General features: G+C 64.9%; 19 protein-coding genes. 11 read left to right on the forward strand and 8 right to left on the reverse strand.

Going from position 1 to position 25,412, the window contains the following annotated elements; genetic code table 11:
• Positions 1-5: 5 nt before the first annotated feature.
• A complete protein-coding gene (locus tag RI103_RS26440) occupies positions 6-1,049 on the reverse strand; it encodes a rod shape-determining protein (RefSeq protein ID WP_310815385.1) in 1,044 nt (347 codons plus the stop codon).
• Positions 1,050-1,404: 355 nt separating this feature from the next.
• Here RI103_RS26440 and RI103_RS26445 point away from each other — a divergent pair, with 355 nt between their 5' ends.
• The 3 genes from RI103_RS26445 to RI103_RS26455 all read left to right on the forward strand — a co-directional run bounded on the left by RI103_RS26445 (position 1,405) and on the right by RI103_RS26455 (position 4,832).
• Positions 1,405-2,610 (forward strand): GNAT family N-acetyltransferase, encoded by a 1,206-nt coding sequence (locus tag RI103_RS26445; RefSeq protein ID WP_310815386.1) that lies wholly within the window; start codon positions 1,405-1,407, stop codon positions 2,608-2,610.
• Positions 2,611-2,694: 84 nt separating this feature from the next.
• Positions 2,695-3,372, forward strand: a complete 678-nt coding sequence (locus RI103_RS26450) for a heavy metal response regulator transcription factor (RefSeq protein ID WP_310815387.1) — start codon at positions 2,695-2,697, stop codon at positions 3,370-3,372.
• Positions 3,372-4,832 carry a heavy metal sensor histidine kinase gene (locus tag RI103_RS26455; RefSeq protein ID WP_310815388.1) on the forward strand — a complete coding sequence of 487 codons (1,461 nt, stop codon included), beginning with the start codon at positions 3,372-3,374 and terminating at the stop codon, positions 4,830-4,832. Before RI103_RS26450 ends, RI103_RS26455 begins: the two co-directional genes overlap by 1 nt.
• 13 nt (positions 4,833-4,845) lie before the next feature.
• Here the strand turns inward: RI103_RS26455 and RI103_RS26460 are convergent, their stop codons facing one another.
• From RI103_RS26460 to RI103_RS26470, 3 genes are read right to left on the reverse strand one after another with little or no spacing between them, the layout of a single operon-like run.
• Positions 4,846-6,303, reverse strand: coding sequence for an efflux transporter outer membrane subunit (locus RI103_RS26460; protein WP_310815390.1), 1,458 nt, complete (start codon positions 6,301-6,303; stop codon positions 4,846-4,848).
• A 27-nt stretch (positions 6,304-6,330) separates the two neighbouring features.
• On the reverse strand, positions 6,331-7,608 hold the full coding sequence (locus tag RI103_RS26465; RefSeq protein WP_310815392.1) for an efflux RND transporter periplasmic adaptor subunit: 1,278 nt from the start codon (positions 7,606-7,608) through the stop codon (positions 6,331-6,333).
• 19 nt (positions 7,609-7,627) lie between these two features.
• A complete protein-coding gene (locus RI103_RS26470; protein WP_310815393.1) occupies positions 7,628-10,870 on the reverse strand; it encodes an efflux RND transporter permease subunit in 3,243 nt (1,080 codons plus the stop codon).
• 310 nt (positions 10,871-11,180) lie between these two features.
• On the opposite strand from RI103_RS26470, the gene RI103_RS26475 reads away from it, so the two are divergent.
• Entirely contained in the window at positions 11,181-11,468 is a 288-nt protein-coding gene (locus tag RI103_RS26475; protein WP_310815395.1) for a DUF4148 domain-containing protein, read from the forward strand.
• 42 nt (positions 11,469-11,510) lie between these two features.
• Here RI103_RS26475 and RI103_RS26480 read toward each other — a convergent pair whose 3' ends face one another.
• The 4 genes from RI103_RS26480 to RI103_RS26495 all read right to left on the reverse strand — a co-directional run bounded on the left by RI103_RS26480 (position 11,511) and on the right by RI103_RS26495 (position 15,636).
• On the reverse strand, positions 11,511-11,681 hold the full coding sequence (locus RI103_RS26480; protein WP_310815396.1) for a hypothetical protein: 171 nt from the start codon (positions 11,679-11,681) through the stop codon (positions 11,511-11,513).
• A 130-nt stretch (positions 11,682-11,811) separates the two neighbouring features.
• Positions 11,812-12,957, reverse strand: a complete 1,146-nt coding sequence (locus RI103_RS26485; RefSeq protein ID WP_310815397.1) for a substrate-binding domain-containing protein — start codon at positions 12,955-12,957, stop codon at positions 11,812-11,814.
• A gap of 64 nt (positions 12,958-13,021) precedes the next feature.
• On the reverse strand, positions 13,022-14,023 hold the full coding sequence (locus tag RI103_RS26490; protein ID WP_310815398.1) for an ABC transporter permease: 1,002 nt from the start codon (positions 14,021-14,023) through the stop codon (positions 13,022-13,024).
• A gap of 5 nt (positions 14,024-14,028) precedes the next feature.
• Positions 14,029-15,636 carry a sugar ABC transporter ATP-binding protein gene (locus RI103_RS26495; protein ID WP_310815399.1) on the reverse strand — a complete coding sequence of 536 codons (1,608 nt, stop codon included), beginning with the start codon at positions 15,634-15,636 and terminating at the stop codon, positions 14,029-14,031.
• Between the two features lie 251 nt (positions 15,637-15,887).
• On the opposite strand from RI103_RS26495, the gene deoC reads away from it, so the two are divergent.
• The 7 genes from deoC (at position 15,888) to RI103_RS26530 (ending at position 25,354) form a co-directional block, all read left to right on the forward strand.
• Complete coding sequence (gene deoC / locus RI103_RS26500) at positions 15,888-16,898, forward strand: deoxyribose-phosphate aldolase (protein ID WP_310815400.1); 1,011 nt, start codon at positions 15,888-15,890, stop codon at positions 16,896-16,898.
• Positions 16,899-16,914: 16 nt separating this feature from the next.
• Entirely contained in the window at positions 16,915-19,305 is a 2,391-nt protein-coding gene (locus RI103_RS26505; protein WP_310815401.1) for an aldehyde dehydrogenase family protein, read from the forward strand.
• Positions 19,306-19,481: 176 nt separating this feature from the next.
• Complete coding sequence (gene rbsK, locus RI103_RS26510; RefSeq protein WP_310815402.1) at positions 19,482-20,444, forward strand: ribokinase; 963 nt, start codon at positions 19,482-19,484, stop codon at positions 20,442-20,444.
• A 34-nt stretch (positions 20,445-20,478) separates the two neighbouring features.
• The gene (locus RI103_RS26515; protein ID WP_310815404.1) at positions 20,479-21,540 is read left to right on the forward strand and encodes an ABC transporter permease; all 1,062 of its coding nucleotides are present in this window, start codon (positions 20,479-20,481) and stop codon (positions 21,538-21,540) included.
• A gap of 96 nt (positions 21,541-21,636) precedes the next feature.
• Positions 21,637-22,641 carry an autoinducer 2 ABC transporter substrate-binding protein gene (locus RI103_RS26520; RefSeq protein WP_310815405.1) on the forward strand — a complete coding sequence of 335 codons (1,005 nt, stop codon included), beginning with the start codon at positions 21,637-21,639 and terminating at the stop codon, positions 22,639-22,641.
• Positions 22,642-22,720: 79 nt separating this feature from the next.
• Positions 22,721-24,280 carry a sugar ABC transporter ATP-binding protein gene (locus tag RI103_RS26525; RefSeq protein ID WP_310815406.1) on the forward strand — a complete coding sequence of 520 codons (1,560 nt, stop codon included), beginning with the start codon at positions 22,721-22,723 and terminating at the stop codon, positions 24,278-24,280.
• Between the two features lie 15 nt (positions 24,281-24,295).
• Positions 24,296-25,354 (forward strand): ABC transporter permease, encoded by a 1,059-nt coding sequence (locus RI103_RS26530; RefSeq protein ID WP_310815407.1) that lies wholly within the window; start codon positions 24,296-24,298, stop codon positions 25,352-25,354.
• Positions 25,355-25,412 lie beyond the last annotated feature (58 nt).

Below are 25,412 nucleotides of genomic sequence, written 5' to 3' on the forward strand. Positions count from 1 at the left end.
CAAGCTCACTCGTAGGAGAACGAGCCGCCGAACTTGTCGATCCGTTCGAGCGCCATGCCCGAGCCGCGCACCACGCAGGTCAGCGGCGCTTCGGCGACGAACACCGGTAGGCCGGTTTCCTCGGCCAGCAGGCGGTCCAGATCGCGCAGCAGCGCGCCGCCGCCCGCCAGCATGATGCCGCGCTCGGCGATGTCGGCGCCGAGTTCCGGCGGCGTCTGTTCCAACGCGATCTTTACGGCCGAGACGATCTGGTTCAGCGGATCGGTGAGCGCTTCGAGAATCTCGTTGCTGGACACCGTGAAGCTGCGCGGAATGCCTTCGGACATATTGCGGCCCTTGACCTCCATCTCCTTGACCTCGGAGCCCGGAAACGCGGAGCCGATTTCCTTCTTGATGGATTCGGCCGTTTGCTCGCCGATCAGCATGCCGTAGTTGCGGCGAATGTAGTTGACGATCGCGTCGTCGAACTTGTCGCCGCCCACGCGCACCGAGCCTTTATAGACGATGCCGCCGAGCGAGATCACGCCCACTTCCGTGGTGCCGCCGCCGATATCGACGACCATCGAGCCGGTCGGGTCCGAAACCGGCAAGCCCGCGCCAGTGGCCGCGGCCATCGGCTCCTCGATCAGATAGACCTGCGAGGCGCCCGCACTGTGCGCGGCCTCCTTGATCGCGCGCCGCTCTACCTGGGTGGACCCGCACGGCACGCAGATGATGATGCGCGGCGACGGCGCAAACATGCGCGACTCGTGCGCCATCTGAATGAAGCGCTTGATCATCTGCTGGGTGATGTTGAAGTCGGCGATCACGCCGTCTTTCATGGGGCGGATCGCCTCGATATTGCCCGGCACCTTGCCGAGCATCTGTTTTGCTTCCTTGCCGACAGCCAGAATGATCTTCTTGCCGTTCGGACCGCCTTCCTGACGAATCGAGACCACCGAGGGTTCGTCCAGCACGATGCCCTTGCCGCGCATGTAAATCAGGGTGTTCGACGTGCCGAGGTCGATTGCCAGGTCATTGGAAAAATAGCCGCGCAGAAAACCGAACATGCAAATTCCTGTCTCTCGGAAGTCGGGCGCACAAGCGCCGTTTGGAGTGCCGCCCGAAGGCGGCAGGCGACCAGTTGACGGTCGGGAGAGACGCAAGAATAACAGCTTCGGGTCGGCGGACCATTTCAGCGGTGCGGCGCTTGCTGCGCCGCCACGAGCGCCGGCCGACACCGCCGCACCGAAACCGCTGTCACGCCGCATTGCAGCGTGCGGCGGCGCACACACCTCGGCTATGCCGCGGGGCATGCTCATGTCACCCGTTCCAGTCGACGCCGGTGGGGTCCGGCGTGCGCGCTGTCCCGCCAGGGCGCGGCGCGGGAACGAAAAAACACGATACGGTAAGGTGCGAGACGACATGGACGAGACAACCCGGACCACACGGCGCTACGAAGTGATTAGCGACGAAGCTGAATTCCGAGCCTTGCAGCCCGAATGGGACGCACTGTGGTCGAAGGCGCAAGGCTATTGCTACCAGTCGTTCGCCTTTTGCTGGCTGGCATGGAAGCACGTGTCGAAGCCGCATGGCCGCAAGCTCAAGTGCATTGTGTGCCGCGAAGGCGGAAAGCTGGTGATGGTCTGGCCGCTCGAAACGGTCAGACGGTCGCTCTGGACCTATCTCGTGCCGCTCGGCCCGCAAGGCGGCGACTTCACGAGCGTGCTGGTCGAGGCCGACGAAGCGACCTCGGCGCGGGTAGCGGGGGCGTGGGACATCGCGCGCGCGCGTTGCGGCGCCGACTTCATCCACCTGCCGTACGTGCGCGAGCGGCTCGAACTGCACACGCTCGTGATGCAGGAGCGCAGGATCCTGTTTAGCGAGGCGCACAACGCGTCCGCCGCGAGATTGCGCGGGCAGGGCAGTTGGGACGCGTATTGCCGGACGCTCGGCACTCTGTTTGGCAAGCGGCCCGGCGGTTTCGCGAAGAAGTTGGCCAAGGAAGGCACGGTCGCCGTGCGCATGCTCGATCCGGCGGAGGAGCGCGAAACGGCATCCATCATCGAATGGATGTTCAACTGCAAACGCGTCTGGAGCGACCGCGTCGGCAAGCGCAGCGTGTGGCTCGATTTGCCTGAGTTCGAGCGTTTCCTGGGCAAGCTGATCTATTCGGGCGAGATGCCCTCGATGGCGCGCCTGATCGTGGTCACACTGGACGAAACGCCGGTTGCCGCGATCATCGCGAGCGTGGGCAATCCGTGGGCGAGCGCGATCTTCGCCGGCTTCGACCCGCACTACGGCAAGTTCTGCCCTGGCCTGATCGCGGTGGAGCAATGCGTGAAGTGGGCCTTCGACAGCGGCTACGACCTCGATTTCGGCGTCGGCACCGAGGACTTCAAGGCTTACTGGTCGCGCGGCGAGGCCACTACCGCATGGACCGTGCAAACCATCAATTCGACCTGGGGGCTGGCGGCGATTCGCGGGCGGCGCGCGGCCCGCAAGGTGATCGGCAGGGTGAAGACGCTGCGGCACGCCGGTGCTGCGGCGCCGCATGCAGGAGAAGCGGCTTCGGCGCTGGCGCCGGCCATACAAGGTCCGCCGGAAACGGGGAGCGCGCATTCCGAGTGATGCGTCCGAATATTACCGGATCGTAATCACCCTGCCGGGTGCTTGACGGTATGATTTCACCGTCAACGCAAAGCGGAGCAATCGATGCGAATCCTGGTGATCGAGGACGAGCTGAAAACAGCGGCCTACCTCAAGAAAGGCCTGGAAGAATCCGGCTACGCGGTCGACGTGGCGAACGACGGCCCGCAAGGGCTGATCCTTGCCCTCGAAGAAGAGTACGACGTGATCGTGCTCGACGTGATGTTGCCCGGCATGGACGGCTGGAGCATCGTCAAGACCTTGCGCGCCACGCGCACCACGCCCGTGCTGTTCCTCACCGCCCGCGACGACGTCGACGACCGCGTGCGCGGCCTCGAACTCGGCGCGGACGACTACCTCGTCAAGCCTTTTGCCTTCGTCGAACTGCTGGCGCGCGTGCGCACGCTGGCGCGCCGTGGGCCGCCGCGCGAAAGCGAACTGATCAAGGTGGGCGATCTGGAAATGGACGTGAACCGCCGTCGCGTAAAGCGTGGCGGCGTGCGCATCGACCTCACGCCGCGCGAATTCTCGCTGCTGCAACTGCTCGCGCGGCGTCAGGGTGAAGTGCTGAGCCGTACGCAGATCGCCTCGTATGTGTGGGACATGAATTTCGACAGCGACACCAATGTGGTCGAAGTCGCGATCCGCCGCCTGCGCACCAAGATCGACGACAACTTTCCCGTCAAGCTGATTCACACGGTGCGCGGCGTGGGCTATGTGCTCGAACTGAAGGGCACCGTTTGATGCGCGGCCGCTCGCTTGCCGCAGCGCTTGCGCTGGCGTTCGGCGCCACCACGCTGGCGGTTTTCGTGCTCGTCGGCAGTTTTCTGTATCTCGCGCTCGAAACGCAGATCAAGGCGCAGGACAATCTCGACATCGTGCTCGCCGCGCGCCACGCACGGCGGCTCGCCTCGGAGCTGGACTCGGCGAAAGGCATTCGCGAGCACGGCGATCGTCTGGCCAGCATCGTGCTCGGCAACGAAGCCATGTCGATGGAAGTGTTCGATGCCGACGGCAAGCGGGCGATCGATCACAACATCGCCGCCGCGCTCGCCGGGCCGGATGCGGCGAGCGGCGCCGCGACCGTTGCGGCGTTGCCGCCGCTCACGCGCGTGCCCGCGACGGCGCGCATCACCGAGGCCGATATCGGCGACTGGACCGGCCGTGACGGCGCGCCGATCCGCGGCATTCTCACGGACGCGCGGCTGCGTGACGGCGACACGGCGAGCGTGCTGGTGGCGCGCAACATGAGCGACCGCTGGCTCCTGCTGGACCGTTACCGCGACAAGCTCCATATTGCCGGCGTGGCCGGCGTGGCGCTGGCCATGCTGCTCGGCTACCTGTTGATTCGTGCCGTGCTGCGGCCGTTGCGCGATATCGCGGCGAGCGCGAGCCTCGTCACCGTGAACCGCCTCGATACACGGATCACGGTGGCGCGCGTGCCGCGCGAACTTGAAACATTGGTAGTCTCGCTGAACGCGATGCTCGAGCGCGTCGAACATGGTTTCCAACGCCTGTCGCGTTTCACCGCCGATCTCGCTCACGACATGCGCACGCCGCTCAGCAACATGCGCGGCGCCGCCGAAGTCGCGCTCGCCCGGCCGCGCTCCGTCGACGAATACGAATCGCTGCTCGCCTCGAATCTGGAAGAGTGCGACCGGCTCGCGAGAATGATCGAGAACGTGCTGTTTCTGGCGCGCGCCGAGCATCCGCAGTTCGTCAAACAATTGCGCGAGTTCGGTGCGGGGCTGGAGTTGACCCATATCGCCGAATACTTCGAAGGAATCGCCGAAGAGGCGAATGTGCGTGTGCGCGTGAACGGCGCGGCCGCCCTGACGGCGGATCTCGAACTGTTTCGCCGCGCCGTGAGCAATCTGCTCGCCAACGCGATTCGCTATACGCCGCCGGGCGGCGAGATCGCGCTGCACGCGAGCGCGTCGGCCGACGCGGTGCGCGTGACCGTGGAGAACCAGGGACAACCGATTCCCGCCGAGCATCTCGACCGGATCTTCGACCGCTTCTATCGGGTCGATCCGTCGCGCAGCTCGCTGCCGACGTCGGGGTTGTCGCAAGGGTCCACGGGTTCGACGGGGCTCGGGCTTGCCATCGTGCGCACGATCATGGAACTGCACGGCGGGTCCGTGCATGCGGAGAGCGATGCGCGCAGTACACGGTTCGTGCTGATGTTCCCGCGCGCCCGGTGAGGCCTGCAACCGGTTACACGGGCCCTGCCGCGCCGCCGGCTTTATCACCCCACGTGCCACCCAACGCCTTGAGCAACAGCACACTCGACTCCAGCTGCCGCGCGGCGATCTGATCCGCGATACGCTGGTTGGTCAGCGCAATCGTCTGCGCGGTCACCACGTCGAGATAGCTGACCGCGCCCGCATTGAAGCGGTTGGTCGTGAGCTGCAACGACAGATCCGCGGCGGTGGTGGCGCGCTGCTGGCTGACGGCTTCGTCGGCGAGGGCATGCAAGGCGGACAGGTTGTCCTCGACCTGCTGGAACGCCACCAGCACCGACTGGCGATAGTCCGCGACCGTGCCGTCGTATTGCGCCGTGGCGCCGTGCAGGGTGGCTTCGCGCTTGCCGCCGTCGAACAGCGTGCCGAACAGTTGCGGACCGAGCGACCAGAACAGACTCGGCGCGCTCAACCACGGTGCGAAAAACGTGCTTTCGAGCCCGGCGGTCGCGGACAGCACGAGATCTGGAAAGAACGCCGCATGCGCCACGCCGATCTGCGCATTCGCCGACGCCACGCGCCGTTCGGCGGCGGCGATATCGGGGCGTCGTTCCAGCAGTTGCGACGGCAGACCGGTTGGAATCGCCGGCGGCGTCGCAGCCGAGCCATTCGGCGGCAGCGTGAAGGTCGATGCCGGCTCGCCGATCAGCGTGGCGATCGCGTGCTGCATCTGCGCGCGCGTCACGTCGATGTCGGTGTCCTGCGTGCGCGTTGCTTCGAGTTGCGTCGTGGCCTGGGCGACGGCGGAGGCATCGATCGCGCCGTTTGTCAGTTGCTGCTGCAACAGCTTCAACGCGGCGGCATAGGCGTTCACGCTGTCGTCGAGCAGTTTCTTCTGCGTGTCGAGCGAGCGCAGCGCGAAATAGTCGACGGCCAGATCGGCGCTCATCGACAGGCGCACGCCTTCGAGGTCCGCCTCGCTCGCCTGAGCGTCGGCCTGCGCGCCGTTCACGCTGTCGCGCACCCGTCCGAACAGATCCGGCTCCCAGCTCGCCGTCACGCCTGCCGCATAGTCCGGCACGGTCTTGCCCGCGAGCGATTTCCCTTCGACGTTCTGCGAGGTCCGGAAGCGCTCCTGCGCGGCACCGGCGGTGATGGTCGGGAAGAACCCGGCACGCTGGTAGTCCACCATCGAGCGCGCCTGCTGTACCTGCGCGACCGCCTTGCGCACGCTCTGGTTCGAGACGTCGATGCGCGCCTCGAGCTGGTTCAGCACGGGATCGTTGAAGATCGTCCACCAGGGACCGCGCGGCGAGGCGTCGGCCGGCGCGGCCTGGGCCCAGCCGGGCGCGGCGCCTGCGTAGTGCGCCGGAATGTCGGCGCTCGGGCGCTGGTAGGGCGGCAGGGTCGAGCACGCGCTGAGCAGCGCGCCGACCAGCGTGGCCGCGAGAGCGCGGCGCGCCACCGGCTGTGAAAGAGACAGGTTGATCATCGGCAAATCCTTTATCTGGCGAAGCACTCAGCTATGCGAGGCCGGCATGATCTGAACCATCTGGCCGGTGCTCAGCGAATCGCCGGGGTTGTCGATCACGCGGTCGGTGGCGGCGAGTCCCGTCGTGATTTCCACGTGCGTGCCGAAATCGCGGCCGATATGCACGGTCTTGAGCTGCGCGCGGCCATTGCTGTCGACCACCGCGACCGTCACGCCGTCCGGCCGGAACAGCAGGGCGCTGACGGGCAGATCGAGCGCCGGCGTGGTCGACTGCAATTGCAGATGCACCTGCGTGTAAGCGCCGGGCAGCAGCGCGCCATCCTTGTTGTCGACGTCGACCTCGACGCGCAGCGTGCGGCTCGACGGATCGATCGAGCCGGTGTTGCGCGCCACTTTCGCCGCGATGTGGCGGCCCGGATACTGCTGGGCGGTCAGATACACGCCGGTGGCCGGCGTGACGTACGGCGCGTCGTCTTGCGGCACGTCGACGAACACGCGCAGCACGCCGTTCTGCTGGATATGGAACAGTTCGCCCGACATGCCCGCGGTGCCGGGCGTGCCGCCCGCCGTCACCAGTGCGCCGACGTCGACGCGGCGCGCGGTGATCACGCCGTCGAACGGCGCGGTGATCTTCTCGTACGAGACCAGTTCGGCCAGATGCGCGACATTGGCCTGGGCCGAGGCGAGCATCGCGCGGCGTGCTTCCATGTCGCTGACCTTGGTGTCGGTGTCCTGTTGCGCGACCGATTGGGTCTTCAACATCTCCTGCCAGCGCTGCGCGGTGGTCTTCGCGTAGTCGAAATTGGCTTGCGCGGTGGCTTCGTCGGCGCGGGCCTGGCGTAGTTGCGCGTCCAGGTCCGGGGCTTCGATCGTCGCGAGAGTCTGGCCGCTTTTCACCTGCGTGCCGATGTCGGTGTTCCAGTGCGCGAGGTAACCGCTCGTGCGCGCATAGATGGATGCTTCGGCGAACGGCGTGACGGCGCCAGGCAACAGCAGGTCGTTGACGGCCGGCGCGGGGCGCGGCGCGACCACCGACACGCTGAGCATGCCTTGCCCCTGCGTTTGCTGCGTGAGCGCGGCGCTGGCATACAGACGCGGCACGATGCCGACGATCAGCAAAACGGCGGCCACACCGCTCAGCGCGAAGGGCCAGAGACGATGGCGCGGTTTTGCGCTGCTGTCGAGGTGGGATGCGGGAGCGGTGGCGTCGGCATGCGTAGTCCCCGCGGCGTGGGCGGCGTGGGTGGTTTCCGCAGCCGTGGCCGCCTGCTTACCCAACTCCGGCGGAAGTGATGAATCGTTCATGGGAAAGGTCTCGTCGAAATCAAAGAGTGCGGGCCGTGACGGCGGATTCGTGTTTTTCAGTGCGTGCCGCGCGGCGTTTGTCGAGCCACGCATGCACCATCCCGTAGACGACGGGGACGAACAGCAAGGTCGACACCGTGCCGAGCGCGAGGCCGCCGATCACGGCGCGGCCGAGCGGCGCGTTCTGTTCGCCGCCGTCGCCGAGACCGAGCGCCATCGGCAGCATGCCGATCAGCATGGCGAGCGCGGTCATCAGCACCGGACGGAAGCGGCTGAAGCCGGCTTCGAGCGCGGCCGCGAGCGGCGGCTTGCCGCCGTGGTGGATTTCGCGCGCGGTGTTGATGACGAGAATGCTGTTGGCCGTGGCGATGCCGATGCACAGAATGGTGCCGGTGAGTGCCGGCACGCTCAGGCGAGTGCCGGTGCTGAACAGCATCCACGAAATCCCGGCAAGCGAGGCCGGCAAGCCGCTGACGATGATGAACGGGTCGAGCCACGATTGGAAATTGACGACCATCAGCAGATAGACGAGGCCGATGGCGAACACGAGGCCGCTCGCGAGGCCGCTGAACGAATCGTGCATGGCTTGCACCTGGCCGCGCACGACGATGGACGCGCCCGGCGGCAATTGCGGCCGGATCTGCTCGACGAGCCGGTTCACGTCCGTCGCCACGCCGCCGAGATCGCGCCCTTGCGCCGACGCGAAGATATCGAGCACCGGCTGCACGTTGTAGTGCGAGACGACGGCTTGCTGCGAGACGCGCGTCAGCGTGCTCAATGCGCCGAGCAGGTTCTGCGGCGCGGGGCCGGCGCCGCTCACCGAGGCCCCCGTGAGTGCGCCGGAGCTGGAGCCGCCGATCTGCGCGACCGGAATATTGGCGAGCGCCTGCAGCGAGTTGATGTCGTACTGCGGCATCATCGCCATCAGCGGATAGCTCACGCCGTTGCGCGGATCGAGCCAGAAATTCGGCGTGGTCTGCGAACTGCCGGAGAGTGCGATCAGCAGATTCTGCGATACGTCGCGTTGCAACAGGCCGGCCTGAATCGCTCGCGTGCGGTCGACGTTGACGTTGATCGCGGGCTCGTCGCCAGGCTGTTGAATGCGCGCGTCGACGAGGCCGCGCACGCCGCGCAGTTGCGCGAGCAGGCGGTTCGCCACGACACGGTTGGCGGCGAGCTTGTTGCCGACGATCTGGATATCGATCGGCGCGGGCAGGCCGAAGTTGAGAATCTGGCTGACGATGTCGGCGGGCAGGAAGGCGAACGTGACGCCGGGGAAATCTTTGGTCAGCGTGTTACGCAGCGTCGCCACGTATTGCGCGGTCGGCTTGTGTTTTTCCGCGAGCGTGATCATCACGTCGGCATCCTCGGGGCCGATCGGGTCCGACGAGTCGTAGGTCAGATTGATACCGCTCACCGGCACGCCGATGTTGTCCAGCATCGCCGCGAGTTCCTGCTTCGGGATCACGTCGCGCACGCGGGCTTCGACCTGGTCGGTAATGCTCGCAGTGTCCTCGATTCGTGTGCCGGTCGGCGCGCGCAGATGCAGGCGGATTTCGCCGGTATCCACAGCCGGGAAGAAGTCGCGCCCGGCGAACGGCACCAGAATGAGCGAGGCGATGCAAAGCAGCAGAAAGATCGCGATAAAGCGCCGTGGGCTCGCGATCGCCGCGCCGAGCACGCCGCGATAGCGTTCGCGCAGCCGTTCGAAGCGCCGCTCGAAGCCGGCCTGGAAGCGGATCAGGCACGCAATCGGACCCTTGCCGGTAACTGGCGCGTTGCTGCGCGCGCGCATCAGATACATCGCGAGGGTCGGCACCAGCGTACGCGAGAAGAAGTACGACGCGATCATCGCGAACACCACCGCTTCGGCGAGCGGCACGAACAGATAGCGCGCGACGCCGGAGAGCAGGAACATCGGCACGAACACGATACAGATCGACAGCGTCGAGACGAAAGTCGGCACGGCGATTTCGCCGGAGCCGTTCAGGATCGCGTCGTGCAACGGCTCGCCGTTCTCCAGATGATGCGTGATGTTTTCAATGGCGACGGTGGCGTCGTCGACGAGAATCCCCACGGCGAGCGCGAGGCCGCCGAGCGTCATGATGTTGATGGTCTGGCCGAGCGCGGACAGCGCGATCAGCGAGGTCAGCACGGCGAGCGGAATCGACACCGCGATGATCAGCGTGGCGCGCCAGCTGCCGAGGAACAGCAGAATCATCAAGGCGGTGAGGGCGGCGGCGATCACCGCTTCGCGCGCCACGCCCACCACGGCCGACTTCACGAACACGGATTGATCGGACAGCGCGGTGATGTGCAGCGCGCTCGGCAGGCCGGCCGCGATATGCGGCAGCATCGCCTTGACCTGCTGGATGATGGTCAGCGTCGAGGTGCTGCCGGATTTCTCGATGGTCAGGAGCGCCGCGCGCTTGCCGTCGCTGCGCACCATGTTGGTTTGCGGCGCGTAGCCGTCGCGCACATGGGCGACGTCGCGCACGTACACCACGCCGCCGCCCACGGTCTTGATCGGCAGATCGTTGAGCGCGGCCACCGTGTCGGTGCTGCCGTTCATCTGCACGTTGTATTCCTTCGTGCCGATCTTCGCGGTGCCGCCCGGCAGAATCAGGTTCTGCGCGTTGACGGCGTTGACCACGTCGAGCGGGGCGAGTCCCTTGGCTTGCAGCGCGTGCGGATCGATATCCACCATGATCTGCCGCACCTTGCCGCCGAACGGCAGCGGCACCGACGCGCCTTGCACCGTCGCCAGTTGCGTGCGGATCTGGCTGTTGCCGAGGTCGTAGAGCTGCTGTTCGGAAAGCGTGTTGCTCGACAGGCCGAGTTGCAGGATCGGCACCGTCGACGCGTTGTACGTAATAATGTTCGGCGGCAACGTGCCGGGTGGCAGCACGCGCAGGATCGACGCCGAATTGGACGCCGCCTCGGCAATCGCGCGATTGATGTCCGCGCCCTGGTGGAAGAAGATCTTCACCACGGAGACGCCGTTCAGCGATTGCGACTCGATGTGCTCGATATCGTCGACGTCCGAAGTCAACGCGCGCTCGTAGTTCGACGTGATGCGATTGGCCATGTCCTCGGCGGAGAAGCCGTTATAGCTCCACACGATGCTGACCACCGGGATATCGATGTTCGGAAAGATATCGGTCGGTGTGCGCAGTATCGTCAGCGGGCCGACGATAAAGATCAGCACGGCAAGGACCACGAAGGTATAAGGGCGGCGCAACGCCAGCCTGACAATCCACATGACGGGTTCCTGAAAAGAGGCCGATGGAGGCACGCGTCGTTGCGATGCCGCAAGGGTGCGTAACGCGGGCTTCGTAATTCAGGAGTGTCGCGTGGCGGCGCTGACGGGCTGCCGTCGGCTAGATTACCGTTCTGTTATGTTCAGCGCTGATGCGAATGTACGGGGATGTAGCGTGGCCTCTCGTCGCATCCGTCGGGCCGGTGAGATAACAAATCGGTAATCTGGCAGTCAGTGCTCCGCCAGCGAAAATGACAAGAATGAGAAGCGTGCTTCAGGCCACTCATTGCTTGCATCTACCCGGAGAGACAACATGAAATTGTTGACCGCCTTTGCCGTCACCGCCCTCAGCTTGACGTTCGGTGCGAATGCTTTCGCGCAAACCAGCACATCAGGGCTGACGCGCGCCGATGTGATGGTGCAGTTGCAGCAGGCCCAAGCCGAAGGGCTGGTGCCGACGCGCGCCGACGACTATCCGCCGACAGCCGCCGATGTGGCGCGAAATCGTGAGATCTATGCGATCACGCACGGCGCGGACGGCGCCGCTGCGATGCGCACCGCGCAGTCGCCGGCGGCCCATGGGGAGCCGGCTTCGAATTGAGGTCAGGGCGGGCTGCGCCTGGCCGCCGACAGATTGCCGGCGCTACGACCGGTCGCGGTTGCGTGCCCGCGTCGCGCCGGTAATGACCGCGAGGCCGAGCAGAATGACCGCCACGATGGCAATCGTATGTTGAGCGACGTGCATGGCCATCAATCCCCAGGACACGCCGCCGATCAGAATGATCCAGCCAACCAGATATATCAGCAGGGTCATCTTTTCTCCTTATTCGAGTCGACGTAACAGGTCTATCGAGTAGCAGATTTCGCGCCCGACGCCGGCTTGCCGCGCCGGCGCTCGGCGGCTGAAGGAGAACAGCGCGATGACGCAGTGCGGCTCGCCCGCGTCAACCGCAGGCCGGCTTGGCCTTTTTGCACGCATCGGCAAGCTGGGGCGGCGGGTCCTTCTTGAACACGGTCTTATAAGACTCGAGCACGTTCGACTGAATCACCGGCAACGACTGCACGCCGATCCACGCCGGCGGCGTCTGGCCGATGAGCGCCTTCATCATCGCCATGGCCTCGGCGACGCCCTGATCGTACGGGCGCTGCGAGCCGGTCGCCTTCAGTGGTCCGCCCTTGGCGATTTCGATCGCTGATTGAAGTCCCAGATCGACCGTCGTCATGGGAATCGTCACGCCTTGTGCGCGCATCGACGTGAGCGTGTCGAGAGCCGGCTGATCCCAGACGGCGAACAGACCCTTGACGTCCGGATTCCCAGTGAGGAAGTCGCCCGCGATCTGCCCGACTTTAGACGGGTCCGTGAAGGCGACCTGCTTGATCTTGATGTCCGGACGGTTTTTCTTGAGCCAGTCGTTGACGGCCTTGGTGCGCTCCGTCGTGCTGAAGTAGTCCACGCCGAAATTCACGAGCCCGACCGTCGCGCCCTGCGGCACGCACGACGCGAGCACTTTCGCCGCGATCTGGCCGTTGCCTTCGCTGTCCGCCGAGATCATCGCCGCGTATTGTTCCGGATGCTTCAGGCCGGTCGGCACATTGTCCATGAACACGAGCTTGATGCCGGCCGCCGATACTTTCTTGTAGGTGGCGGCCGTCGCCGTGCCGTCCACCGGAATCGAGATGATGCCGTCCGGATGGCGCTGGATCGTGTTCTCGATGTCGGCGATCTGCTTGTCGACCTGATACTCGGCCGAGGCCGTGCCGATCACTTCCACGCCGTACTTCTTCAGCGTATCGGTGATGCCTGCCACCTGAAGTTGCGACCAGTCGAGATTCATGGTCTGCATGGAAATGCCGACCTTGAACTTGCCGGCCTTGATTTTGGCGATGTCGGCGTCGGTCAGCTTCACGGCATCCACCGACGCGGCTTTCTCGCCGTTCGGTCCTTGCCCGACGATGTTCTTCGGTCCGATCGATCCCGCTGGCAGGCTGGTCACGCATTGCGCGTAAGCACCCGAGGAAGCCAGGCAAGCGACGGCGGCCGCCGCCACGATACTGGCTAACGCTTTTCTTGAGCCACGACGTTGTTTCATGTTTCTCCTCCGTTGGTCTTCATGTCTGTGCTTCACGTCCGAACTACGTCTCCTCGATGCCTTGCTACTTCCTGGTAAACGCAACCGCCGCGACGATGATCACGCCCTTGATCACCAGTTGCAGCGATGAACTCACGCCGAGCAGCACCAGCCCGTTATTGAGCGTGCCGATGATCAGACTGCCGAGCAAGGTGCCCAGCACGAAGCCGCGGCCGCCGAACAGACTGCAGCCGCCGAGCGTGACGGAGGCGATCACATCCAGTTCCATGCCTTGCACGACGTCGGGCCGCGCCGCATGCGAGCGCGCCGAGAGCACCAGTGCGGCGAGTCCCGCCAGCATGCCGGTGAGAATGAAGGCGAGGGTGGTCACGCGCCGCGTGTTGATGCCCGAATAGAGCGCGGCCGTCGGATTGCCGCCCGCCGCGTAGATCTGCCGGCCGAACACGCTGTAGTGCAGCAGCAGAATGCCGGCGATCACGGCGAGCAGCGTCCAGATGATCGGCACCGGCACGCCGAAAATGTCGCCCTCTCCGAAGATCGCGATGAACGAGTCGTTGTCGATGATCACGGGCTTGGTGGTCGTGACCATCAGCGCGAGGCCGCGCGCGGCGCTCAGTGTGCCCAGCGTGACGAGAAACGAAGGGATGTTGACGCGCGTGGTCACGATGCCATTGATCGCGCCGACGATCGCGCCGGTGCCGATGCCGGCAATCGCGCCGATGACCCAGTTGTTGCCCACATACGTCATGGCGAGCGCCGCGGACATGCCCGAGAGCGCCAGCGTCGACCCCACGGACAGATCGATCTGCCGGGCGATGATCACGAAGGTCATGCCGATCGCGATGATCGAGACCAGCGCGGTTTGCCGGCCGATGTTCAGGAAGTTGTCGATGGACAGGAACCACGGCGACGCGAAGCTGAACACCACCAGCAGAATCGCGAACGCGGCATACAGCGCATAAGGCCGGTCGCCTTGCAGCAGGGCTTGCGCGATGCGCCGCATACGGCTTTTCCGCGGCGGCGATGCCTGCCGTTCGGCCGTCAGCGGCGAGACGGATTCATTCATGTTGCTCACGCCTCAAGGGAAGAACGGGAAAGTTGGATCAGGTGATGCAGCGCTTCGGCGTTGGCGAGTTCCGTGCGCTCGACGGTGTTGACGATGCAGCCGTCGGCCACTATCGAAATCCGGTCGCACAGGCGCAAGAGCTCATCGAGGTCCGAGGACACGATGAGCACGCCGGTGCCCGCCTGCGCGGCGTCGTTCACCACGCCGTAGATTTCCTCGCGCGCGCCGACGTCGACGCCGACGGTCGGTTCGTCGAGCATGAGCAACTTGGGCCGCGGATGATTCCACTTCGCGAAGACGACTTTCTGCTGATTGCCGCCGGATAGAAACTTGACCGCGGTGGAAGAGCCGGGCGCCTTGACGGACAACTCTTTCATCGAACGCTTCGCCTGCTGAACGGCGGCCTGGCTGCGCAGCCATCCCCAGCGGGAAAAATGCGGCAAGCGCGGCAGCGTCAGATTGCGTTCGATCGAATGATCGAGCACGAGCCCTTCCAGGTGACGGTCCTCGGGCACCAGCGCCACGCCGAGTTGAATGGCCTCGGCGGGCGTGATGCGCGCACGCGTTCGACCGTCGATCTCGATGGCGCCGGCGTCGACGGAGCGAAGGCCGAAGATGGTTTGCAGAATCTCGGTGCGTCCGCTGCCGATCAATCCCGCGAGTCCGTGGACTTCGCCACGGCGAAGCACGAGGTCGATGTGACGCAGGCGGTCGTTGCTGACGTTCGATAACTTCAGCACGGGCGCAGCGCCGGCATTGGGCGCTTCTTCCGACGCGGGCAATACGCTTGCCGTCGCGGCGGCCGCTCCATCGCCCACCGCCGTCTTCTGCCGTGCTTGCAACGCGGCATGAGCGGGACCGACGATCGCCGCCACCAGTTGCTTCATGTCCGTTTGTGCCGTCGTGAACGTGCCGGCATTCGCGCCGTCACGAAACACCGTGACGCGCTGCGAAATCCGGAACACCTCGTTCAACCGATGCGTCACGTAGATCACGCCCACGCCGCGAGCCGTGACCGCGCGAATCGCGTCGAACAGAATCTGCTCTTCGCCGCCGGTCAACGCGGAAGTCGGTTCGTCGAGAATCAGCACCCGCACTTCGCCCATCAGGGCCTTGCAGATCTCGGTCATTTGCCGGTAGGCGAAGGGCAACGAACCGACCGGCACTTTCGGATCGAGTGGAATGCCATGCGAGCGCAAAAACTCGCCGACCGTGGCCATGAGTTGACGGTTCTTCACGAAGCCCAGACGCGTGCGCGGCTCGCGGCCCAACATGAGGTTGGCGCCGACCGACAGCGATTCGACGAGACTCAAATCCTGATAGACCACGGCGACCCCGGCGTCGCGCGATTGCGCCGGCGAGTCGAACGCCACTTTGTGGCCGGCGATTTCCATGACGCCGTCGTCGTATGCATGCACGCCGCTGAGGATCTTGATCAGGGTGGATTTGCCCGCGCCGTTTTCGCCGAGCAGGGCGTGGACTTCGCCGGGCAACACTTCGAGGTTGACGCCGCGCAGCGCTTGCACGCCACCGAATCGTTTGGTGACGCCCGCAACACGGATCAATGGAACCTGAGGCGATGACGCGGCCGCGACCGCAACCGGCTCACTCATCTGGCATGTCTCCTTCGTCCACGCGACGAAATTCTTTTCTTTGTATCACGCTATCCGGCCGAAACCGTGTTGTGATCTTCGCATCATGAATATGGTGCGTCAATAACATTTACGGGCGTGCGCCGGGCTTTGGTGCTTGTTCGTGTAACGATTGCTCGCAAAGCTTGTTATGATTCTATCAATCGTTGTAGCATAAGTGCGAACAAATTGTCGGCGGCTGTTGTGCGTCGCATCATATTTTTGGATGTCTTATGCCAGAAGCCCCATTGCAGTCTTCCTCGGTCGTCGCGCTGCGCGGCACACCGATCGTCCATCCCGAGCGCAATCCGGGCATGCCGTTCGACGCGTCCTGGCTCGACGGCCTGCGCGTCAATCAGTCGGCGGTGGAACGGCGCACCGCCACGCTCGGCACGCGCCGCAGCGTCAAGAAAGATGCGCAGGCGGCGTGGCTGCTCAAGGCCGTCACCTGCATCGACCTCACCACGCTCAACGGCGACGACACCGAAGGCCGCGTGCGCCGGCTCTGCGCGAAGGCGCGCCAACCCGTGCGCGCCGATCTGCTCGAAGCGCTCGGCATCGCGCCGCAAGGCATCACGACGGGCGCGGTGTGCGTGTATCACCGTTTCGTCGCGGCGGCGGTCGATGCGCTGCGAGGCAGCGGCATTCCGGTCGCGGCGGTCTCCACGGGTTTTCCCGCCGGCCTGATCCCGCATCCGCTGAAGCTCAAAGAGATCGAAGCCTCGGTCGCGGACGGCGCGCAGGAAATCGATATCGTCGTCACGCGTGAATACGTATTGACCGGCAACTGGCGGGCCCTCTACGACGAAGTGCGCGACTTCCGCGCGGCCTGCGGCCCGGCGCATCTGAAGACCATTCTCGCCACCGGCGACATCCGCACGCTTTCGAACGTGGCGCGCGCGTCGATGGTGTGCATGATGGCCGGCGCGGACTTCATCAAGACGTCCACCGGCAAGGAAGGCGTCAACGCGACGCTGGACGTGTCGCTCGTGATGGTGCGCATGATCCGCGAGTACCAGGAGCGCACTGGCGTGCTGATCGGCTTCAAGCCGGCGGGCGGCGTATCGACTGCAAAGTCGGTGCTGTCGTATCAGATCCTGATGAAGGAAGAACTTGGCCGTGCGTGGCTCGAACCGGAGCTCTTCCGGATCGGCGCATCGAGCTTGCTGGCCGATATCGAACGCCAGCTCGAACATTACGTGAGCGGCCGTTACTCCGCTTTCAACCGTCACCCCGTAGCCTGAACAGAAGACCGATCCCATGAGCGTAGCCGAGTATTTTTCATCGATGGAGTACGGTCCCGCACCCGAGGACGATCAACCCGCGCGCGCCTGGCTGGCGCAGCATGAGGGCAGGTTCGGGCATTTCATCGGCGGTGCGTGGCATGCGCCCGCGGCCGGTGAACACTTCGCTTCGCACGCGCCCGCGACGGGCGAGCAACTCGCGGACATCGCCCAGGGCGATGCGGCCGATATCGACGCAGCGGTCGCCGCCGCGCGCGCCGCGCAGCCGGGCTGGCTTGCGCTAGGCGGCGCCGGACGGGCGCGCCATCTGTATGCGCTTGCCCGCATGGTGCAGCGTCATAGCCGGCTCTTCGCCGTGCTCGAAGCGCTCGACAACGGCAAGCCGATCCGCGAGACGCGCGACATCGACGTGCCGCTGGTCGCACGCCACTTCCTGCATCACGCGGGATGGGCGCAGTTGCAGGAGAGCGAGTTCGCCGATTACGCGCCGCTCGGCGTGGTCGGTCAGATCGTGCCGTGGAATTTCCCGCTGCTGATGCTCGCGTGGAAGATCGCGCCGGCCATCGCCACGGGCAACTGCGTCGTGCTGAAGCCCGCTGAATACACGCCGCTCACCGCCTTGCTGTTCGCCGAACTCGCGCATCGCGCGGGCTTGCCGGCCGGCGTGCTGAACGTCGTCACGGGCGACGGACGCACGGGCGCGGCGTTGGTCGAGCATGCGCGGGTCGACAAGATCGCCTTCACCGGTTCGACCGAAGTGGGGCGGCTGATCCGTTCGGCCACGGCCGGCTCGGGCAAATCGCTGACGCTCGAACTGGGCGGCAAGTCGCCCTTCATCGTTTTCGACGACGCGGATCTGGACGGCGCGGTAGAAGGTGTCGTCGACGCGATCTGGTTCAACCAGGGGCAAGTTTGCTGCGCGGGCTCGCGGCTGCTCGTGCAGGAAGGCATCGAGGCGCGCTTCATTGCCAAGCTGAAACGGCGCATGGAGACGCTGCGCGTGGGCACGTCGCTCGACAAGAGCATCGACCTCGGCGCGATCGTCGATCCGGTCCAGCTCGAACGTATTCAGTCGCTGGTGGAAACCGGCCGCCGTGAAGGCTGCTCGGTGTGGCAATCGCCTGACACGACCATGCCTTCCAACGGCTGCTTTTATCCGCCGACGCTCGTCACCGGCGTGGCGCCGGCTTCCACGCTGGCGCAGGAAGAAATCTTCGGGCCGGTGCTGGTGACCATGAGCTTTCGCACGCCCGATGAAGCCATCGCGCTCGCCAACAACTCGCGCTACGGACTCGCCGCGAGCGTGTGGAGCGAAACCATCGGGCGCGCGCTCGATGTCGCGCCGCGCCTGGCCAGCGGCGTCGTCTGGATCAACGCGACGAATCTGTTCGACGCGGCGGTCGGCTTCGGCGGCTACCGCGAATCGGGTTATGGCCGCGAAGGCGGGCGTGAGGGCATCTACGAATATCTGAAACCGCGGGCCTGGCTCAATCTTGCGGAGCGTCGCATCGCGCAAGCCGCTACGAGCAAAGCGGCCACGCTCGATCCGCTGTCGAACGTTACCTCGATCGATCGCACCGCGAAGCTTTTTATCGGCGGCAAGCAGGCGCGTCCGGACAGCGGCTATTCGCTGCCGGTACATGCGCCGGACGGCACGCAAGTCGGCGAAGTGGCCGCGGGCAATCGCAAGGACATCCGCAACGCGGTGGAAGCGGCGCGCGCCGCGCAGAAGTGGTCTCAGGCGAGCACGCATAACCGCGCTCAGGTGCTGTTCTATCTGGCGGAAAACCTGGCCGTACGCACGGAGGAGTTCGTGCTTCAACTGGTCGCGCGCAACGGTGCGACTGAAGCCACGGCGCGTGCCGAAGTAGATGCCTCCGTGCAGCGTCTGTTCACGTACGCGGCGTGGGCCGACAAGTTCGACGGCGCCGTGCATACGCCGCCGTTGCGCGGCGTCGCGCTGGCCATGCACGAGCCGCTCGGCGTGATCGGCATCGCCTGTCCGGACGAGGCGCCGCTGCTCGGCTTCGTGTCGCTGGTAGCGCCCGCGCTGGCGATGGGCAATCGCGTTGTGGTGCTGCCGAGCGAGGCGTCGCCGCTCACGGTCACTGACTTCTATCAGGTGGCCGAGACGTCCGACGTGCCCGGCGGCGTGCTGAACATCGTCACGGGCGAACGCGGCGCGCTGCTGCCGGCGCTCGTCAAACACGACGATGTCGATGCGCTCTGGTGCTTCGGCAGCGCGGCGGATTCGACGCTGGTCGAACGGGAATCGGTGGGTAATCTGAAGCGGACGTTCGTGGATCATGGGCGCCAGTTCGACTGGTTCGATCGCGCAAGCGAAGGCCGGCCGTTCCTGCGCCAGGCCGTGCAGGTCAAGAACATCTGGATACCGTACGGAGACTGATGCGCTGACTCCGGCAGTCGCACCGAACGTCTAAGACACGCACGCCAACCAGAAAATGGAGGAGACAACGTGCTGAAGAATCTGGATTCGCAGTTTGATGCCGAGGTGCCGCGCGCAGCTCTGGCATCGAAAGACTTCCCGTTGAACCCGGCTGTTCAGGAACAAGGGGAACGCGCATGAACGCGTCTACACAAGCAAACGGTCGTGTCGTCATTCTCGGCATCTACGTGACCGATCTGACATTTCGCGCCGGCCGCATGCCGCAGATCGGCGAGACTATCGCGGGCACGGCGTTCGCAATGGGGCCGGGCGGCAAGGGCTCGAATCAGGCGGTCGCAGCCGCGCGTGTCGGCGCGGACGTGGTGTTCTGCACGCGCATCGGCAACGACGCGTTCGGCTCCATCGCACGCGCCACCTGGGCCGCTGAAGGCATCACGGCGCGCGCGTCGGTGATCGACGGCGTCTCGACGGGCGCGGCGCATATCTTCGTCGACGACAACACCGGCATGAACGCGATCATCGTCGCGTCCGGCGCGGCCGGCACGATGGAAGCCGCCGACGTCGACGCAATCGAAGCCGACATCGCCGCCGCCCGCGTGTTCGTCACGCAGCTCGAACAGCCGCTCGAAGCCGCGCGCCGCGGGCTCGAAGTGGCGCGCCGGCACGGCGTGATCACCGTGTTCAATCCGGCTCCCGCCATGCCGCTCGACGACGGCATCTTCCCGCTGTGCGACTACATCACGCCGAATGAAACCGAAGCGGCCACGCTCACCGGCGTGCCGATCGCGAATGCCGACGACGCCCGCCGCGCCGCCGACGTGCTGCTCGCCAAAGGCGTCGGCACGGTCATCGTCACGCTAGGCGAGGCTGGCGCGCTGCTGCATTCGGCAGATCAATCCGTTCTCGTGCCCGCTTATCACTGCGGCCGCGTGGTGGAAACCGCCGGCGCCGGCGACGGTTTCACGGGCGGCTTCGCCGCAGCGCTGGCACGCGGCGACGACGCGATCGCGGCACTGCGTTTCGGCTGCGCGCTCGCGGGCATTTCCGTGACGCGTCCGGGCACGGCGCCTTCCATGCCGACGCTCGACGAAGTGAACCAGGTGTTGAATCAGCCGGCCGGCGTGTCCCGGTCATCCTGAACGTTTGCGAAGCCTGAAGGAGCATGTCGTCACCATGAAGTCTTCGTTCACCGCTGGAAAACTGTTCGGCGACCGGCAACTGAATTTTCTGCTGATCGTCAACGTGCTCGTCGTGCTGGTCGCGACGTGGCTCTCGCGCGGCCAATTCGTCGATATCGACAATCTGCAGTCGATGGGCGGCCAGTTGCCCGAACTCGGCCTGCTCGCGCTCGGCATCATGCTCTCGATGGTGTCGGGCAACGGCGGTATCGATCTCTCTGGCGTCGGGCTGGCCAACCTCTCCGGCATGGTCGCCGCGCTGGTCGTGCCGCGTTTCGTCAACGGCGACGATTCGCCCGCGCTTTACACGTCGCTCTTCTGCGTGATCGTGGTGGCGATGGGCTTGCTCGGCGGACTGTTGAACGGCGTGGTGATCGCGCGCCTCAGACTCACGCCGATTCTCTGCACGCTCGGCACGCAGTTGCTGTTCACCGGCTTCGCGGTGGTGCTCAGCAACGGCGCGTCCGTGCATGTCGATTACGTGGACCCGTTGTCGAATATCGGCAACGGTACGGTGTTTCAGGTCCCCATCGCTTTCTGCATCTTCATCGCGGCGGTGATCGTGCTCGGCTGGCTGCTCAAGCGCAGTCCATTCGGCTTGCGTCTCTATCTGATGGGCACCAATCCCAAGGCGGCGTTCTATGCGGGTATTCCGCGCGCTCGCATGCTGATCACGACCTATGCGATGTGCGGCGTGCTCGCGTCGCTGGCCGGGCTGATCAGCGTGACGCATACGTCCAGCGCGAAATGGGACTACGGTAATTCCTATCTGCTGATCGCGATCCTGATCGCGGTGATGGGCGGCGTGAATCCCGCCGGCGGGCATGGCCGCATCATCTGCGTGTTCTTCGCCGCGACGGTGCTGCAGTTTCTCTCCAGCCTGTTCAACCTGATGGGCGTGTCGCAGTTTTTCGGCGATTGCGCGTGGGGTTTTCTGTTGCTGCTGTCGCTGGCGTTTGCGGGCGGCGAACGGGTGCGCGCGATTTTCGGCTTCGGCGGCGGGGCGGGCACGGCTTCGGGCGCTTCGAACACGGCTGCTTCCGCGCCGAAACGTTAGCAGTGGTCGATTGAGGTTTCAGTACACGGCGGACAACGAGCCCAGGCTGTCCGCGACGGTGAAGTGGGCGACATCGAACGATAAAGGAGACATCGCATGAAATTGACTCGACTGGGTGCCGCGCTCGCGGCGGCCGCGCTGACGGTTGGCGTGATTGCTGCCGCGCAGGCTGCCACGAACGAAACGATCGTCACGGTCGTCAAGGTGACCGGTATCAACTGGTTCAACCGGATGGACGACGGCGTCAAGCAGTTCGCCAAGGACAACCCCAACGTGAACGCCTATCAGACCGGCCCCGGTCGCGCGGACGCGGCCCAGCAATTGAAGATCATCGAAGACCTGATCGCCAAGAAGGTCACGGCCATTGCCGTGGTGCCCTACGATCCGCCGACGCTCGAACCTGCGCTGAAGAAGGCAATGGATCGCGGCATCAAGGTGGTCACGCACGAAGCGGACAACGCCAAGAACACGATGGTCGATATCGAGGCGTTCGACAATACCGCCTACGGTGCCGGCCTGAACGAGCGGCTCGCCTCGTGCATGCACGACGACGGCAAGTGGGCCGTGCTGGTCGGCTCGCTCGGCAGCCGCTCGCAGGTGCAATGGGCGGACGGCGGCATCGGCAACGCCAAGGCCAAATATCCGAAGATGAACCTGGTCGAGCCGAAGCTCGAAACCAATAACGACGGCGAGCGCGCCTATGAAGTCGCCAAGGAAGTGCTGCGCAAGCATCCGGATCTGAAGGGCTTCCAGGGTTCGTCGTCGCTCGACGTGATCGGCATTGGCCGCGCGGTGGAAGAGGCCGGCATGCAGGGCAAGATCTGCGTCTACGGCACGGGCCTGCCGACAGAAGCCGGCAAGTTCCTCGAAAGCGGCGCCATCAACGGCATCGCGTTCTGGGATCCGAAGCTCGCGGGCATCGCGATGAACAAGGTCGCACAGATGCTGGTGGACGGCAAGACAGTCGAGAACGGCGCTGACCTCGGCATTCCAGGCTACACGAAGGTGACGGTCGCGAAAGGTCCGGGCAAGGGCATCATCGTGCGCGGGCAGGGCTGGGTAAACGTCGACAAGTCGAACTACAAGCAGTATCCGTTCTGAACTTTTTTGCGGCTTTGTGTTTCGCTTCATGTGTCATGGCGTCCCTGAAAGGGGACGCCCCAACCTGCGACTCGCCACAATGAATCAAGACTCAACCTCACCGAAGTCAACGCAGTCCGACGTGCCGCAGCCGTTTCTCCAGGTTGTCGGCGTGCACAAGCGCTTCACCGGCGTGCATGCGTTGCGCGGCGTGAGCCTCTCGTTCGAGCGCGGGCAGATCTATCACCTGCTCGGCGAAAACGGTTGCGGCAAGAGCACGCTCATCAAGATCATCTCCGGCGCGCAGCCGCCCGACGAAGGCGAGCTTGTAATCGAAGGCGTGCGGCATGCGCGGCTCTCCGCGCTCGAATCGCTCGCCGCCGGCATCGAAACGGTCTATCAGGATCTCTCGCTGCTGCCCAACATGAACGTGGCCGAAAACGTCGCGCTCACGTCCGAGCTGGCCATGCACGCGGGCAAGCTGGCCCGCACCTTCGATCGGCGGGAGTTGGCGCGCACGGCGGCTCGCGCGCTCGAAGCGGTCGGCCTGCCCGGCCACGCGGAGTTTCTGGCGACGTTGATCGAGCAATTGCCGCTCGCTACCCGGCAACTCGTGGCGATTGCCCGCGCGATTGCCAGCGAGGCGAAGTTCGTCATCATGGACGAGCCCACCACGTCGCTTACGCAGAAGGAAGTCGACAATCTGATTGCCGTGCTCGCCAATCTGCGCGCGCAGGGTGTCACCGTGCTGTTCGTGAGCCACAAGCTCGACGAATGCTATGCGATCGGCGGCGAAGTGATCGTGCTGCGCGACGGCCAGAAAATGGCGCAAGGACCGATCGCGCAATTCACCAAAGCGCAGATCAGCGAACTGATGACGGGACGCCATCTGTCGAACGAACGCTATCGTGAGGGCGCATGCGAGCCCAACGTCGTGCTCGACGTGCGAGGCTATACGCGCGCCGGCCAGTTCAGCGATGTGTCGTTCGCGTTGCACGGCGGCGAGATTCTCGGCATTACCGGGCTGCTCGATTCGGGGCGCAACGAACTCGCACGCGCGCTCGCGGGTGTCGCGCCGGCGCAATCCGGACAGGTGACGCTCGACGGCAAGGCCGTTTCGTTGCGCACGCCCTCGGACGCGAAAGAGCATCGCATCGGCTATGTGCCGGAAGACCGGCTGAACGAAGGGCTCTTTCTCGACAAGCCGATTCGCGACAACGTGATCACCGCGATGATCTCCAGCTTGCGGGACCGCTTCGGCCAGATCGACCGCTCGCGCGCACAGGCGCTGGCGGAACAGACGGTCAAGGATCTGCAGATCGCCACGCCGGGCGTAGACAAACCGGTGCAATCGCTGTCGGGCGGCAACCAGCAGCGCGTGCTGATCGGCCGCTGGCTCGCCATCGACCCGCGCGTGCTGATTCTGCATGGACCGACGGTCGGCGTCGACGTCGGCTCGAAAGACATTATTTACCGCATCATGCAGCGCCTGTCGCAACGCGGCATCGGCATCATTCTGATCAGCGACGACTTGCCCGAACTGCTGCAGAACTGCGACCGCATCCTGATGATGAAAAAAGGGCGCGTGGCCAGCGAATACCAGGCCGACACGCTGAGCGAAGCCGATCTGTATCACGCGCTGCTTTCGGAAGCCGCATAAAGGACGTTCCTACTTATGAACTCGCGCATCGATTCGCGCCTGAACCAGACCATGACCACCCCGACCGTCGTCGAAGTCGCCCCCGAGGTCAAGCCGCCGAGCTTGCGGACCAAGCTCGCGCGCAATCCCGAATGGTTCACCGTCGCGTTGATCGCGGTGACGTGCCTGATTGTCGGCGCGATCAATCCGCGCTTCTTCCAGGTCGCGACGCTGTTCGACCTGCTGCATTCGGCGACCACGATGTCGCTGTTCGCGCTGGGCACGCTGGTGGTGCTGGCCTCCGGCGGGATCGACGTATCGTTCACCGCCGTTGCCGCGCTGACGATGTACGGCATCACCAAGGCCGTGTTCGCGTGGTGGCCGGACGCGCCGTTTGCGCTGATCCTGATCACGGGCGCGCTCGGCGGTATCGTGCTCGGCATCGTCAACGGACTGCTGGTGCATCGGCTGAAAGCGCCTTCGCTGATCGTCACGATCGGCACGCAGTATCTGTATCGCGGGCTGTTGCTGACGTTCATCGGCACGACGTTCTTCATGAACATTCCGCACAGCATGGATCATTTCGGCCGCATTCCGCTGTTTTTCTATCACACGGCCGACGGGTTGCGCGCCGTGCTGCCGGTGTCGGTGATCGCGCTCGTGGCGGCCGCCGTGCTCACGTGGTGGCTGCTGAACCGCACGATGATGGGACGCGGCGTCTACGCGATGGGCGGCAGCCTCGCGATTGCCGAGCGGCTCGGCTACAACCTGCGCGCGATCCATCTGTTCGTATTCGGCTATACCGGCATGCTCGCCGGCATCGCGGGTATTTTGCACGTCTCGAACAACCGGCTCGCGAATCCGTTCGATCTCGTGGGCTCGGAACTCGATGTGATCGCGGCGGTGATTCTGGGCGGCGCGCGCATTACGGGCGGCACGGGGACGGTGGCCGGCACGTTGCTCGGCGTGGTGCTGGTCACGCTGATCAATAGCGTGCTGATTCTGGTGGGCGTGCCGAGCACCTGGCAGAAGGTGATTATCGGCGCGTTCATTCTGATCGCCGGGACGCTGTTTGCCCTGCAACGCAAGAACTGAATTGATCGAATCTGCGGCCTTTGCGTTGCGCGCGCCGCAATGCAGAGGCCATAGGCGC

Origin of the sequence: Paraburkholderia sp. FT54 (genome assembly GCF_031585635.1) — a bacterium.
Lineage (GTDB): Bacteria > Pseudomonadota > Gammaproteobacteria > Burkholderiales > Burkholderiaceae > Paraburkholderia.